The 14,171-nt window shown below is 42.0% G+C and carries 16 protein-coding genes and 1 tRNA gene; 4 read left to right on the top strand and 13 right to left on the bottom strand.

Annotated features, from left to right (window positions below; all coding sequences use genetic code 11):
• From ACEYV4_RS01880 to recX, 7 genes are all read right to left on the bottom strand, one after another.
• Window positions 1–906: galactofuranosyltransferase (locus ACEYV4_RS01880; RefSeq protein WP_373841747.1), on the bottom strand; the 906-nt coding region annotated here is incomplete at its 3' end.
• 5 nt (window positions 907–911) lie between these two features.
• Window positions 912–1,460, bottom strand: coding sequence for a chain-length determining protein (locus ACEYV4_RS01875; RefSeq protein ID WP_373841746.1), 549 nt, complete (start codon window positions 1,458–1,460; stop codon window positions 912–914).
• Between the two features lie 86 nt (window positions 1,461–1,546).
• The gene (locus ACEYV4_RS01870) at window positions 1,547–2,743 is read right to left on the bottom strand and encodes a hypothetical protein (RefSeq protein ID WP_373841745.1); all 1,197 of its coding nucleotides are present in this window, start codon (window positions 2,741–2,743) and stop codon (window positions 1,547–1,549) included.
• A 32-nt stretch (window positions 2,744–2,775) separates the two neighbouring features.
• Window positions 2,776–3,708, bottom strand: coding sequence for a glycosyltransferase family 2 protein (locus ACEYV4_RS01865; RefSeq protein WP_373841744.1), 933 nt, complete (start codon window positions 3,706–3,708; stop codon window positions 2,776–2,778).
• A 16-nt stretch (window positions 3,709–3,724) separates the two neighbouring features.
• Complete coding sequence (locus ACEYV4_RS01860; protein ID WP_373841743.1) at window positions 3,725–4,483, bottom strand: DUF4422 domain-containing protein; 759 nt, start codon at window positions 4,481–4,483, stop codon at window positions 3,725–3,727.
• 12 nt (window positions 4,484–4,495) lie between these two features.
• The gene (locus tag ACEYV4_RS01855) at window positions 4,496–5,149 is read right to left on the bottom strand and encodes a sugar transferase (RefSeq protein WP_373841742.1); all 654 of its coding nucleotides are present in this window, start codon (window positions 5,147–5,149) and stop codon (window positions 4,496–4,498) included.
• 63 nt (window positions 5,150–5,212) lie between these two features.
• Window positions 5,213–6,013 (bottom strand): recombination regulator RecX, encoded by an 801-nt coding sequence (gene recX / locus ACEYV4_RS01850; protein WP_373841741.1) that lies wholly within the window; start codon window positions 6,011–6,013, stop codon window positions 5,213–5,215.
• A gap of 102 nt (window positions 6,014–6,115) precedes the next feature.
• On the opposite strand from recX, the gene ACEYV4_RS01845 reads away from it, so the two are divergent.
• Entirely contained in the window at window positions 6,116–6,328 is a 213-nt protein-coding gene (locus ACEYV4_RS01845) for a hypothetical protein (RefSeq protein WP_373841740.1), read from the top strand.
• Between the two features lie 25 nt (window positions 6,329–6,353).
• Entirely contained in the window at window positions 6,354–6,593 is a 240-nt protein-coding gene (locus ACEYV4_RS01840; RefSeq protein ID WP_373841739.1) for a DUF2922 domain-containing protein, read from the top strand.
• A 72-nt stretch (window positions 6,594–6,665) separates the two neighbouring features.
• On the opposite strand, the gene ACEYV4_RS01835 is transcribed toward ACEYV4_RS01840, so the two are convergent.
• The 3 genes from ACEYV4_RS01835 to map form a co-directional block, all read right to left on the bottom strand.
• The gene (locus ACEYV4_RS01835) at window positions 6,666–7,556 is read right to left on the bottom strand and encodes a YihY/virulence factor BrkB family protein (RefSeq protein ID WP_373841738.1); all 891 of its coding nucleotides are present in this window, start codon (window positions 7,554–7,556) and stop codon (window positions 6,666–6,668) included.
• A 136-nt stretch (window positions 7,557–7,692) separates the two neighbouring features.
• The gene (gene yjeM / locus ACEYV4_RS01830; protein ID WP_373841737.1) at window positions 7,693–9,204 is read right to left on the bottom strand and encodes a glutamate/gamma-aminobutyrate family transporter YjeM; all 1,512 of its coding nucleotides are present in this window, start codon (window positions 9,202–9,204) and stop codon (window positions 7,693–7,695) included.
• A 384-nt stretch (window positions 9,205–9,588) separates the two neighbouring features.
• The gene (gene map, locus ACEYV4_RS01825; RefSeq protein ID WP_373841736.1) at window positions 9,589–10,443 is read right to left on the bottom strand and encodes a type I methionyl aminopeptidase; all 855 of its coding nucleotides are present in this window, start codon (window positions 10,441–10,443) and stop codon (window positions 9,589–9,591) included.
• Between the two features lie 131 nt (window positions 10,444–10,574).
• Here map and ACEYV4_RS01820 point away from each other — a divergent pair, with 131 nt between their 5' ends.
• Both ACEYV4_RS01820 and ACEYV4_RS01815 read left to right on the top strand, forming a co-directional pair.
• Window positions 10,575–11,030, top strand: coding sequence for a flavodoxin (locus ACEYV4_RS01820; RefSeq protein WP_373841735.1), 456 nt, complete (start codon window positions 10,575–10,577; stop codon window positions 11,028–11,030).
• Complete coding sequence (locus ACEYV4_RS01815; protein WP_373841734.1) at window positions 11,023–11,460, top strand: GtrA family protein; 438 nt, start codon at window positions 11,023–11,025, stop codon at window positions 11,458–11,460. The genes ACEYV4_RS01820 and ACEYV4_RS01815 overlap by 8 nt, the downstream gene beginning before the upstream one ends.
• A 32-nt stretch (window positions 11,461–11,492) precedes the next feature.
• Here the strand turns inward: ACEYV4_RS01815 and wecB are convergent, their stop codons facing one another.
• The 3 genes from wecB to ACEYV4_RS01800 form a co-directional block, all read right to left on the bottom strand.
• Window positions 11,493–12,623: a non-hydrolyzing UDP-N-acetylglucosamine 2-epimerase gene (wecB, locus tag ACEYV4_RS01810; protein ID WP_373841733.1), complete on the bottom strand. Its 1,131-nt coding sequence runs from the start codon at window positions 12,621–12,623 to the stop codon at window positions 11,493–11,495.
• A gap of 97 nt (window positions 12,624–12,720) precedes the next feature.
• Window positions 12,721–12,793 (bottom strand) — tRNA-Arg (locus tag ACEYV4_RS01805).
• Between the two features lie 58 nt (window positions 12,794–12,851).
• Window positions 12,852–14,159: a DEAD/DEAH box helicase gene (locus ACEYV4_RS01800; protein WP_373841732.1), complete on the bottom strand. Its 1,308-nt coding sequence runs from the start codon at window positions 14,157–14,159 to the stop codon at window positions 12,852–12,854.
• Between the last annotated feature and the right edge of the window lie 12 nt (window positions 14,160–14,171).

Below are 14,171 nucleotides of genomic sequence, written 5' to 3'. Positions count from 1 at the left end.
CAATTGCTGATCAAGATTTTCTAAACTATCAACTGCAATTCCTAACTGATTTTGAACAATAAATGACGCTTGCGCAGCTTGTTTCCAAATCATCACTGGTAAACCACTGCTTAAATATAAGGAAACTTTATGTGGATCGTTATAACGCATATAATTGCCAAATTTTCCACCACAGGTATCTAAAACGTCACCATCCCAAACCAAGCCAAAATCCTGTGTCAAATGTTTGGGTAATTCCTCTGGGGTAAACTGGCCAAGATACTCGACTCCCCGATGATAATGAGCCTTAGGATGAGAACCAAAAATCTGAAGTTTACCTTTCGCTAATTCTAGCTTATCCAAAAATGCTGATTTATTAAGGTTACCAGCGTAGCAAATTTGTTGTCGATAAGCAGTATCGGTATTAATTTTCTGCGGATTATGGTAATCAAAAACCTCTAATGAAATCATTGGTACTGTTACACCATTAGCACGCAACCACGTGGCCATCTTATCATTATGAACAATCAAACCATCAGCACTATTAAAAAGGGCTCGTTCCCCTCGCCAATAGTCAGAATCATTCGTAAAAAGACGTAATGATTCAACATCATGGATTACAAAAAACAGTTTTTTTGTATTATTTTTTAACTTAGGTACTAGTTTCTTCATCAAAAAACTAGAATACGTCGGATATTGAAAAAGTAATTCATCAAATTTATTAGGTAAATGGCTAAATAAATGAGGAATCGTCCAATAATAATCTTTTAGCTTCTGAACTTTGGAATGAACCTGAAACCGTTGATGAACGACTTGAAAGCCTTCTTGAGCAAGAAAATAATCAATGTCTGTCTTTGCCTTAGGTCCAGCATTATTTTTATCAGTACCATTATATTCATTAACGGTAAAAACAATTTTTTTCATCATAACACCTATTTAATAAAGTTCTTAATTGTGACCCCAATAAATGAAATAATCAATCCAAGCAGGCCCCCTAATGCAATGCCAACCACCGCATACTTCTTAGTACTAGGATGAGTCGAACTGCTAGCGTCACTCACGGTTGCCTTTTGCAGCATAGTTACCTTTCCAGAACCCGGTTGAAGTTTTGGCAGCTTTTGTTGCATTGCCCGAGCAGTACCATTAACAATGGCTACTGAATCCTTAGCAGAACTCGTCTCAGCTTTTAAATCCATTACTAATGATTGAGGGGTTATTTTAGCATTAATAGCACTTTTAATATCGCTTGTTGAATACTTAGATCGTAAAGACTTAGACAAATTATGTCGAGTAGCAGCAGCAATAGTGCCATTCTCAGCAATATCTTTATAGGTTGGCATTAAATTGACATCTTCATTAACCAAGGAATCTTGATTATTGCTTTGATTGGCACGATATTCCTTAACAATGTTATGAGAAATAACGATACTACGTGTTGCGGTATAGGTAGTTGTCTTCTTATGTTTAGCTTCTAATCCCATACCCACACCGCCAATCAGCGCAAAAATTATAATGATTAAAATGCTCCTACCAAAAGTATGCATAAATTTATTTAACGTATAAGTTTTCAATGTTGCTCCTCCAATTTTATTTCTCTTCGTTGTAGATAACAATTAGCAAATATGGCTAATAGAAATGGATCATAACCAAAATCAAATAACCGTTGTTCAACAACAGCACTAATAGTCACAATTACCATAACACTAGCTAGTGCAAAGTCATGGTTAGCGATCGACCGCCATGAAATAACAGTCATGGTTATAACTACTAGCAATAATACTATTGCTCCATAAAGAATAAGAGTCCGTACAAACGATGAATCAACATAAAAATAATTAGCATCATTCACCGTTGCAAACTTTGCACCATAACCTAACCCATTTTCATGCATTCTTTGGCCAAACAAAGTCAATGAATGCTGCATTAATCCGGTATGTCCATAGTACAGCCTACCTGATAAAAGGCTATTAACGTGTTCTAGGAAGTTGTTCCCTGGTTTATATAAATAAGTAATTAGAAGAATCACGTATGCAAGTACTGAAGGAACCATCCAATAGAACGATGCTAATTTTCTACATAAATTGTTCTTTTTTTGAGCATATTGGCCAATAATCATTACTGGAATTAAAAGAATTAACGAGTAAGAACTCAAACGAGCATTGCAAAATTTGCTTAGAGCATAAGCAATCATGATAAAGACAACATAACTTTGCCACCCGATCCTCTTAAAATACAAATAACAATAAGCTATTACTAAATATAAAACATGAGCGGCAAAATCGGTAGGGTAAATAATGCCAAATGAACGGCGAATAAGGCCGTTTCCACGGTGAAAAATCAAGTCTTTGGTTAACCCTACTAATGACGTAAAAAAGATAAAGGACAATAAAATCGTGCCAAGAACCAAATACAGGTATATTATTCGTCGAAAGTCAACATTTCGTGCCCCTAAAATAAAGATACCCATAGGCAACAAAATGTATTCACCAGACGTCCGCCAAGTAATTCCTAGCAATGCTAAAACGAGTAAGTTAAATAATAATGTTCGTTTATTTAGACGGTCTAATAAAAAGATCTTACATAATACCATTGCCAATGGAATAAATGATAATTCATGCAAAAAATTACTTGGAAAATAATCTATATACGTCGATGTTTGAAAAAAAGCAATTACAAAATAAAAGGAGAACGCGATTTCATAGATAGTTGGACCATCTAACCGCACTTCCCCTATTCTTTTGCCTTTGTTCATTAAAGATGTCAATTTTTTCTCCCCTGTAGCAAAGTGTTACCAAACTACTTTTTCTCTTTCACAATGTAAATTGGTCGCTTCTTCACTTGCATATAGATTCGACCAATGTAACGACCTACGATACCGAGGCCTAATAACTGAACTCCACCTAAGAAAAGCATAATGCAGACTAGTGAGGCCCAACCAACGGTGCTACTACCCGGATCAACGAAATAACGCACAATCACAACAATTAAACCGATTACCGCAATAAAGGCAGTGATACCACCAATCCAGGTAGCAATTGCCAAGGGAGCTTCAGAGAAATCGGTAATCCCGTCGATAGCATACCGGAAAAGTTTCCAAGTAGACCAATCCGTTGTCCCGGCAACCCGTTCCACATTCCGGTACGGTAGGTATTTAGTCTTAAAGCCGACCCAGTTAAAGATTCCTTTTGAAAAACGATTGTATTCCTTAAGAGAAAGGACAGCATTAACCATTTGCCGGGTCATCATCCGGTAATCACGCGCTCCTGAGACAATTTTCGTATCCGAAATTCGGTTAATAACATTATAAAATTGATCACTAAGGAAGGACTTAAATTTAGCTTCTCCCCTGCGATCAGTCCGTCGCATCCCTACACAATCATACTCACCCGTGGCAATATACTTATACATGATTGGCAAGTATTCAGGAGGGTCCTGAAGATCAACATCCATGACAACGACATAGTCACCCGTGGCTGCTTCCAAGCCGGCATAAAGGCCTGCTTCCTTGCCAAAGTTTCGGGAAAAGGAAACGTAATGAACTCGTTTCGGCGCAGCTTGGTGAAGTTTCCGTAGTTCAGCTAGGGTCTTATCCTTGGAGCCATCATTGATAAACCAGTATTCAATTTCAAGAGACATCTTCTGTACAACTTTTTCTACTGCCGGATAAAAAAGTGGGATTGCTTCCTGCTCGTTATAGCAAGGAACAACAATTGATAATTTCTTTACCATTTTATCCCCCCATTTGCTAGTGACCAATGACCTTCCGCTTCAAGAAGTTACCACCCTTCTTAAGCCAATTAGTATGTTCCATGAAAACATAGTTAACTTCAGTCGTTGAATATTCGGGATGTTGGTCTAGCCAAACATCTAATAAAGGTTCACTAAGGAAACCATAAACTCGTTGTTCGTAGGTTGAATAATTGCTGATGTCAATTCGTTGTTCCACTTCACCTAAAACAGCAAACAACCATTTACAATATTCGTTAAGCGGTTCCCGTTTCATAATAAACATATTGAACATATGTGCCCAGGTTCGTCCCATCACCTTTTGATAAGATGACAAATACTCAGGATACTTTTGAGTAATCACCTGCCCTAACACCTCAAGTGGTTTATGCTTGTGAGAATGTAAGTAATGGGATTCAATTGTTTCAATGTAGTAGCGCCGCTTGGGAGGCAAAATAATATCATGATTTTTTAAGAGCGCTACCGCCTGCGACCGTGACAAAACATCGTCCAAGGACTTTTTATGGTTCAAACTAAGGTAACGACGGTAATGTACCAATCCCATGGCATCAAGGTCCAGATTCTTCCATCCCCAGTAGATCGCCGTCAATTCATTATAGTAAGGATTCTTTTTAGAAATGTTATTTCCCGTATTGTCTCCTTGAAAGCTATGATTGACGTTCGGGTGGATCGCCTTACCAACAAAAACCGGTAAATACAAATTATCCTTTGGCATTGCATAATTCTTATGCGCCGCAACAAGTACTTTTACTTCCACTGCTCTTCTCCTTTAGTATGCACCATTGGGCTTAATCATAATTTTGACAGTCTCAAACATAATTTTTAAATCAAGCCAAATAGACCGTTCTTGGATGTAAGTCAAATCGAGCTCAACCATTTCAGCAAAGTCAACGTCGTTTCGACCACCCACCTGCCACATTCCAGTAGCACCAGGTTTAACCATCAAGCGTTGCTTATCATAATCGGTATATTCCGCGACCTCACTGACCAGTGGCGGTCGGGGACCCACAATACTCATCGACCCACCGATCACGTTCACTAGTTGGGGTAGTTCATCCAAGCTATACTTACGAATTACGCGACCGACCCTGGTAATCCGGGGGTCATTTTTCATTTTAAACATTGCCCCATTGACTTCATTCTTTGCTCTTAGCTTTTCAAGTAGTTCGTCCGCATTAGTTACCATCGACCGGAATTTAAACATCCTGAAGTGCCGACCATCCTTACCTACCCGAATCTGCGAATAGAAAACGGGGCCAGTAGGATCATCGACTTTAATGCAAATTGCAACGATTAGAAAAACGGGGCTCAAAATTACAATGGCAATTAAAGCAGCGATAATGTCAAATAATCGTTTAATTGTGCGATAAGCATACTGATGATTCAGCTTCTGCTCATCAACATAAATTTTTTTATTTTCCATTGTTCATTCTCTTTAGTCTTAAAATTTAACCATATCTTATATATAATAACAAGATTTCTCTCATTAGGGAAGATTTTCCTCATGCTCATCCAACCAAGCTTGAACTCGATCAAGGTCAAAGCCCCGACGATACATTCCCTGCTTAAAGTGCTGAACACGCTGGTAGCCACGATAACGTCGATAATGATGCCAAAGCTTGGCGGCCTGGTGAGCCAATAATTTATCCTGGCGTTGCGGATCAGCTGCCGGTTCAATGCTGGCCTTAATTTGGTCAAACATGGTACTGGCATAGCCCTTAGTCATTAAGCCCTGACGAACTTTTTCTTCTTGTCGACGCTGTGGTTGGTTACGATAACGCCTAAACAGCTTTTGTGCTAATTTAGTTGCGTTAGCTTCCTGCCGTTCTGGTGTAAATTGGGCTAAAGCTGCTGCAATATCATTTTCACCGACCCGTTTTTGTCGTAAGTACTGGCGAATCCTTTGAGGGCCCTTCAAGCTAGTAACCATTGCCGTTCGCACGTAGCTTGCCGCATATTCATGATCATCAACTAAGTGCTGGGCACGTAATTTTTGCAAAATCGGTACGACGAATTGCTCCGGCGTCCCAAGATCATGCATTTTTTCAATGACTTCATGTTCTGTTCGTAACCGGTGAGCCAGATAATCCAGTACCTTTGAATAGGCACGGGCCTGTTGGTCGGCCGTCGTAATAGCAGCAACCTGGGCTTGGGTCACTTCCATCCCCCGCATCAAGCGAAATTGAACTAAGACACTTTCGGCGACTGGGAAAGCGTAGTGGCCATCAAGATAAATATTATAGCGCCTCTGCCGTTTCTGCGCTTCAATTTTAGAAATTTTTGCCATTTCTTAATTTCCCCTTTACTTTTATCACGCCCATTCGTCTGTATAAGTGTAAGCAGTGGCCACCGCTTAACAAATCAAACTTACTAAAGGAGCGTGCTCAATATGGGTATGGTACGTAAATTTAAGTCTTCTAAGGTCCAATTAACAATGATTGGTGACCAACATCCGAAGGGAATCAACCGTCTCTTCAATAATGTCATCGAACACGTTAATGATGACCAATTGACTAACTTAGCAAAAGCCATCGAAATCTTGACCAGCGAAAAGTGTGATGGTTTCAACATCATCGACACCGAACACGTCACGAACGACTAAACCTAGTAAAGGAAGGTAATCTAATATGAAATCACTCAACATGACATTTAAAGGTGCCACTGGCAAGAAACACTTACTAAAGCTCAGTTACGCCAATGATAATCTCGATGCAAAGACTGTCCGCCAGGCCATGGATCAAATTGCCTCTGCTGGCATGTTCGTCAAGGATAATGAACAACTCTATTTAACCCCTGTCGCAGCAAAATACGTCGATACTGTTTCCAACGTACTATTCAACGATGAAGAAACGGCCCCACAAGCATAATTAATTGTTATTCCTCCGTTAAACTAAAGGCGAGGCTGGTGAGAAGAAATTTCTCACCAGCCTTTTTAGTAATTAATCTGGCCGGTGCTTTTTATCTTTGGAGGGATACTTACCACGGCTCATGACCTGCCAGAAGTGCTCCCGTTCACGCAGCTGGCCTTCATGAGCCTCCTGCAAGGTAGCATTGAGGACCGCCCCAAACATGATGACATAACCGGAAAAATCCAGCCAGACCATCATGGCGATGAAAGCTCCAATGGTCTTATAGGAAATTACACTATGACGAAAGATCACTGCATAAAAAGAAAAGAGTCGCGATAAACCCATCCACAGCAGGGTAGCTAAAAAGGCACCAGCAATGGCGTACCGCAACCGCACCTGGGCGTTGGGAACAAAGTAATAAAGCAGGATTAAAGCCACAAATAAGACCGTAAAAGTTACCGGCCAGCGAAGTGAACTAAATAGGTAAATATACTTACGTGGGAAATGAAAGACTGGTTGGGCTCCCTTTAGAAGCTGCTCACCAATTCCGTAAATAAAAACGATCCCAAAAATGATCATCAAAACGACAATCATCCAGATGAAAGAAATCGCCCGGTTACTGACTGGATTCTGATTGCGTGCCACCCCATAGGTTAGGTTAACACTACGTTGAAAGGCAGCGATCCCCTGACTAGTCGACCAAAGAGCTATTAAAGCCCCCGTCGTCAGTAAGCCACCATTTCCCTGCTTCAGGAAGTCATAAATGAAGGGCTGGATAAAACGATAGACCGCATCCGGAATTGCCGTTTGCAAGTAAGACAGAACTGTCCGGGCATTTAATCCGACCATGGGCAGCAAGTTGCCGACCACCAGCACTGCCGGAAAAATCGACAGTAAGGTATAGTAAGCTAGTACCGCTGCTGAACTTGAAAGCTGAGCCATTTGGAAGTGACGCAGCAATAGCAGCATAAATTTTTTCATTTTACTTGGCTCTTCCGTCGTCCTGACCCCCTGTTAATATAGGATTAATTATACCAGACTGACGCGAAAAAATAAGACCCGCTAACAATTTGTTAACGAGTCTTAATGGTCATAAGATAATTTCACCTTAATTTAATTACTTTTGCGTAATGTGGTGACGCTTGGAAGATGCCTGATAGAAGATCCAGGCAATCAATGCAAAGAAGACAGGACCAGCAATTGTCCAGAAGGCCGTCTGCCAATCGTGTTCCAACATTGGTTGAATGAAGGTAAATAGGATCCCAATGATCAGGATAATTTCAACAAACCATACCAGAACATCTGTCCAGAAGCGGTTCTTGAAGACTTCAAATGGCCGCTTCAAATCCTTACGACGTTTAAAGAATGGGAAGGCACCGACTAAGAATAGGTATGGGAAACAGGTTGAAACGTTGGCCATATCGGTCAGAATGGTGTAGAACTTCTGAGCAGCGGAACCACCGAAGGCTACCAGGAAGATGATGATGGAAACGATCGTCACCTGTAGCCACATAGCATTAGCAGGCATTCCCGCCTTATTCAACTTAGTCAGTTTCTTTGGCCATAATTCTGGGTTAGAACCTAGGATAAAGGCCTTGATTGGTGAGTACATCAGAACGAACAGAGCACCTAAGAACCCAAGAGCCTGAGAGAAGGCCACGATCCGGGTCATAGCAGCACCCCAGGCAAGGGCAGTGGCATGAGAAAGTCCTAAGGCCAAGCCAAGCTTAACCCCTAAAATGTTAAAGAGAACATAGGTAGCGTTCCCTAGGTTAGTTGTGGAAACTGCAAAATCATGGTTGTAGTTAGCAAACCAACCAGCCATCAGGATCATGACAACATAAGCACCAATGGTAAAGATTGAAGCAATGATCAGGCCACGAGGGAATGTTCGTTCAGGATTCTTCATAGAATCAGTAACGGAACCCAAGGATTCCATCCCACCGTAAGCGAAGATCGCATAAACAATAAACGAAATAATAGCAATTGGTGTCTGAAACTGTGGGTTAGGTGACATGATCAAACTCTTAGCACCATGGAACGGTTGGGCCAAGGCACCACGATTGGCGATTAACACAATAATTGCAGCAATCAGGTAAATAATGTTGACAATCACGGTGAAGATCCCCCCGAGGGAACCAACCCGGGCAATCGCGGTCATCCCACGGGAACTGAAGTAAGTACATAAAATCATTAAGATAATTCCAAGGACCCCAATGACTTCCGTCGAACTTAAGCCCATGAAATGCCATTGTTGGGTAGTATCCTTACCAAAGATCAATGCGGAAAAGGTAATCCAAATCCGTGAAGCCGTGGAAACCATCCAGACAATCCAGGATGCTAACCAAACGAAGGTTCCAATAAAGGCCAGACGTTCACCGATTGAGCCAGCCAGCCAGGAGTAAATACCACCCTTGGCATCCTTAAAGGCAGACCCATATTCGGCCATCATTAAGCCACACGGGAAGAAGAAACAAATTCCCGCTAAGGCATACCAGATAATACTACCGTAACCCATTTGCAAGTAAGCGTTTGAAACATTACCGAAACCGAAGATAGCGGTAATGATCATCGTCACAAGGCCAAAGGTAGTAATCATCTTTTTATTATTACTACTTTGCTCATCCAATGTAATAAGCCTCCAAATATTTAAATTCTTAAATAAAAATAAGAATTCATTTAATAATTTAAGTATAATCCTTTATTTAAAAAATAAAAGACTTCTTGGCTAATTCTAATATTATTCTAACGCAAAATATACACTCAGCTATGCATATTTCTTTTCTTTTATGCATATTAAACGGTATTTAAGCATTTTATACATTATATTGTTTTCTATTACCACATTTAGAGTGCTTTGTCCCGGCAATATTTATGCTGAATATTTTGTTTAAAAATGAGAAAATACACTATAACTTGATTTTATTTTGCTATTTAGCAATGCTAAATTTAAAAAAAGCAGCTTGAACACAGAATCATTCTGTACTCAAGCTGTTAACTACTCTTTGATTATTTACTTAAATTGTTGGGCAATCTTACGAGCGATGGTGCCATAATGATCTAAGTACTTGGCATAATTATCATCGTAAAGATACTTAGCATCAGCCTTAGGATCCTGAGAAGTCAGAATCTTTGGCCCATCATTAGTGATGACCAGGGTGTGTTCATATTGACAAGACCAGCCACCATCAGCAGTCTTAGCTAACCAGCCACTTGGATCGGACGTATCGGCTTCCCAAGTCCCGGTGTTGATCATTGGTTCCACGGTGATGGTCATGCCATTGCGAAGACGCAGGCCCTGACCGTGTTCACCATAATGTGGAACCATTGGATCTTCATGCATTGTTGGCTGAATGCCATGGCCAACAAATTCCCGAACATCACCGTAACCATTTTCATCTTCAGTGTAGTGCTGAATAACGGCACCAATATCACCGATTCGGTTACCAGGAACACACTGGTCAATTCCCATGAAAAGGGCCTTCTTAGTAACATCCATCAGCTTAGCAATCTCTGGTTTAACTTCACCAACTGCATAGGACCAGCAAGAATCGGAGAAGAAACCGTCGACACTAACAACGGTATCAACCTTGACGAGGTCACCCTTCTTCAAAATTAATTTTTTACGTGGGAAGCCGTGGCAGATCTCATCATTAACACTGACGCAGGTAGCGTACTTATAACCTTCAAAGCCGATCTGTTCGGCCTTGGCACCGGCAGCCTTGAAGTACTTGCGGGCAAATTCTTCAATCTTCCAACTAGACATTCCTGGCCGGATAAATTCACGAATACCGAGGTGCATACCAGCAAGGGCTGCTCCAGACTTCTCCATCGCTTCAATTTCACGCGGTGATTTTAATGTAATCATTCTAAATGATATCTCCTTTTCTTGACATATCTACCTTTCATAGTATACCACTTGTTCCCCGGTCCTGACGAAACCATGCTATACTATGAAATTGAACTAAATTAATGATAATTATATTGGAGGAAATCAAAATGAAAGCACTCGTGGTTTATGCAACGATTACCGGTAATAATGAGGACGTTGCCGATATTATCACCGACGCTCTCGAAGATAACAACGTTGACGTTGACGAAACCGAAATTACGATGGCCGACCCGGCTGACTTTGAAAATGTCGACATCTGTGTTGTCTGCCCATATACGTACGATGAAGGTGCACTGCCCGACGAAGGTCTTGACTTTTACGACGACCTTAAAGCCGAAAAGTTAACTGGCAAGGTTTACGGAGTGGCCGGCTCCGGAGACACCTACTATGGTGATGACTTCTGTGTAGCCGTCGACAAATTTGGTGAGGTTTTCGCTAAGACTGGAGCCACAAAGGGTGCAGAAAATGTTCATGTTAATCTGGCACCGGATCAAGATGACATCAAAAAACTTGATGCTTTCACCAAGCAACTCGTAAAAAAGGCGGCTCAAATTAATGATTAAACTCATTAAAAGATACCGCTCCATCATTGCCTACCTTTTTTGGGGTGTGGTTACTACCATCGTTAATCTGGGAGTTTTCCAATTCCTTAGTTCTGGTGTCCATTGGAACTATCAATTAGCGAATGTTATCGCCTGGTTTCTTTCGGTCCTGGTCGCCTACTTCACCAATAAGGTCTGGGTCTTTGGCTCACACTACTCGACCGTCAAGGCCTTCCTCAAAGAGTTCTTCTGGTTTTACTTTTATCGGGCGCTAACCCTGGTGATGGATGTGGCGATTATGTATGTCGGAGTTACGCTCCTCAAGTACAACTCACCTATCCAACAGTTCATCGTCAAGATTATTGATAACGTGGTCGTCGTGATTGCCAACTATATTTTCTCGAAGTGGTTAATTTTCCATGACAACCGAAAAATCGTTAATAAAAAATAAGGAGTTTGTGAATCGTATTTTTCACAAGCTCTTTATTTTTGACTTAAATACTGATCGATAATCTTTAAGATCTGTTCACTAGCATGACCATCGCCAAAGGGGTTTGGAGCATTTGCAATTTTTCGATAAGCACGATGATTATGCAAGAGTTCAAAGACCGCCTGTTGAATAGTTGTCGGGGCCGTACCAACAATTCTAACAATCCCTAAGTCAACTGCTTCTGGTCGTTCCGTTTTCTCACGCAAGAGTAGTACCGGCTTATGCAAGGCTGGTGCCTCTTCTTGAATTGTTCCTGAATCGGTAATAATCAGGGTACTTCGGGCCGCCAGATTCAAGAAATCACGGTGCGGCAATGGCTGAACTAGGTGAATTCGTTCCTGGTCTCCTAAAAGGCTGTTAGCTAAGTTCATGATTTCGGGATTGTTAGCTACCGGATAAATCAGCTCGACATCGGGATTAGTCTGAACAATGTCTCGCATCGTTCGAAAGACACGCCGCATTGGCGCCCCAATGCTTTCGGGACGTTGCATTGTCAGGATAATCACCCGGTGATCCGCCGGTAATTGATCTAACAGGGAACTATGAAAATCATTCGATAGGCAGGCCCGGACAGCATCGATTGAGGTGTTACCAGTAACATAAATTTGCTGAGCTGGATGGTGTTCTGCTAACAGGTTATTCCGAGCCTTGGTCGTAGGGGCAAAATAAAGATCGGCCAGGTCATCGGTCAATCGACGGTGCATCTCATCGGGAAATGGCAGGAATTTATCATAGGTTCGCAGCCCCGCCTCAACGTGGCCTAACGGCAAGTGACGATAAAAACTAACCAGACTAGCAGCTAGACTCGTCGTGGCATCCCCGACCACCAATAGCATGTCTGGCTGACTGGCTTTCATAACATTATTAAGGTTATGGAGGAGACGACTGAGTTGCTCAACTAGGTCATATTCTGGTGCATCAGCTACATCAAGGTTAAAGTCCGGCTGGATGTGTAAGCGCTCAATTGCTTGCCAAAGCTGCGAACGGTGCTGTTGCTGGGCCGTTGTTACAATTGATAATTGCCACTTAGCCGGATCGACCCGCATTAGCTTAATAATCGGAATCAATTTCAAGGCTTCCGCCCGGGTCCCGAATAGCAACATGATTTTGTATGGTGCCTGCACGTTAAATAATCTCCTTCCTTAATTGGCTAATTTCTATTTTATAACAAAAGAGTCGCAACATAAGGCCGCGACTCTTTTGTTATCACCAATTTTACAATGATCCCATCCGGACTTGAACCGGAATCGACCGCTTAGGAGGCGGATGTACTATCCAATTATACTATGGGACCAAACAAGAATATTATCGCATTTTCCAAGACATTGGTAAAGACGATAATATTCATTTTTTTACTTACTAGCATTTTTATGCCGGTGTCTGAATCGAATTCCCTTATTCTTGCGGTTCTTCTTATGGCGACGGCGCTTCTTCGGCTTAGTAAAGCTTGCCAACGTCTTATGCACTCGTTTATGAAGATTTCCTTCATCATGCTGCTCTACTTGCAGATGATGGCTAAATTTACGCTTGAGCGAGACGGTCCGCTTGCCCTGAACCGGTCTCTGATCGGTTAGCTGGTCATGATTAATATACATATGCGTTAGTTTAACACCGGTTTCCTTAATAACCTTCTTCAGGTCGCGGATATCGTGATCATCCCCAAGACTTAAAACAACTCCTGGTTCACCTTGCCGACCGGTTCGACCAGCCCGGTGAATATAAGTATTGGTCTTTTGGGGAAGATCAAAGTTAACTACGCCGGGTAACTTAGGAATATCTAATCCCCGTGCCGCCAGGTCGGTTGTTAATAGGAGCTTAATCTGTCGCTTGCGGAAAAGTCGCATTGCCTTCGCACGCTGGGTCTGTTTCTGGCGGCCACCCAAGGTACCAATTTTGACATGTTCATGGCGTAACCGGCTCGCCGCATAATTTAAAGTCCGAATACTGTTGAAAAAGACCAGCGCCCGAAAATCTTTGATACTAACCAGGCGCCGCAATGTTGCCGTCTTTTGTTGGCTTGTTCGCGCAATCAGGTAACCATGCTTAACTGGTCCACGAGAATGATCGGTATCCCGAACATCAAAGGTAACAATGTCACGGCCAAACAGCACATCAAGGTCTTTAAATACTGGTGATACGGTTGCCGAGAAAAAGGCCAATTGGGTACTCAATGGAGTGGCGCGTTCAATATCCTCAACCACTGCTTGAGTATCATCCTGGAGTAAATCATCGGCTTCATCAATCACCAAGGTCTGTAAATGTTTTAGCTTCAAATGACGGTTGTCCAACATATGAAGGATCCGACCCGGTGTTCCGACTACCACGTCTGGATGTTCATGCAATTTTTTAACTTGACGGCGTAAATTAGCACCGCCAGTCAACGATTGAACCTTTACGCCAATAATGGTCGCCCATTCGCGCATCACCCGAGCAGTCTGTAAAGCTAATTCCTGGGATGGTGACAAAACTAAAATTTGTGTTCCGGCACCAGGCGTGACTCTTGGCAGGAGTGGCAAGGTAAAGGCTAAGGTTTTCCCTGAACCCGTGGGAGCAATCCCCAGCACAGACTTGCCTGCTTGTAGCGCATCAGCAACCGCTGACTGGATAGCGGTTGGTTCCTGGTAACGTTTATCAAAGTGTTCCTGAAATTGTTTGATCAATTAAATATCACC

The organism is Limosilactobacillus sp. (assembly GCF_041859915.1).
Lineage (GTDB): Bacteria > Bacillota > Bacilli > Lactobacillales > Lactobacillaceae > Limosilactobacillus.
This window is presented reverse-complemented; position numbering and strand designations above follow the sequence as displayed.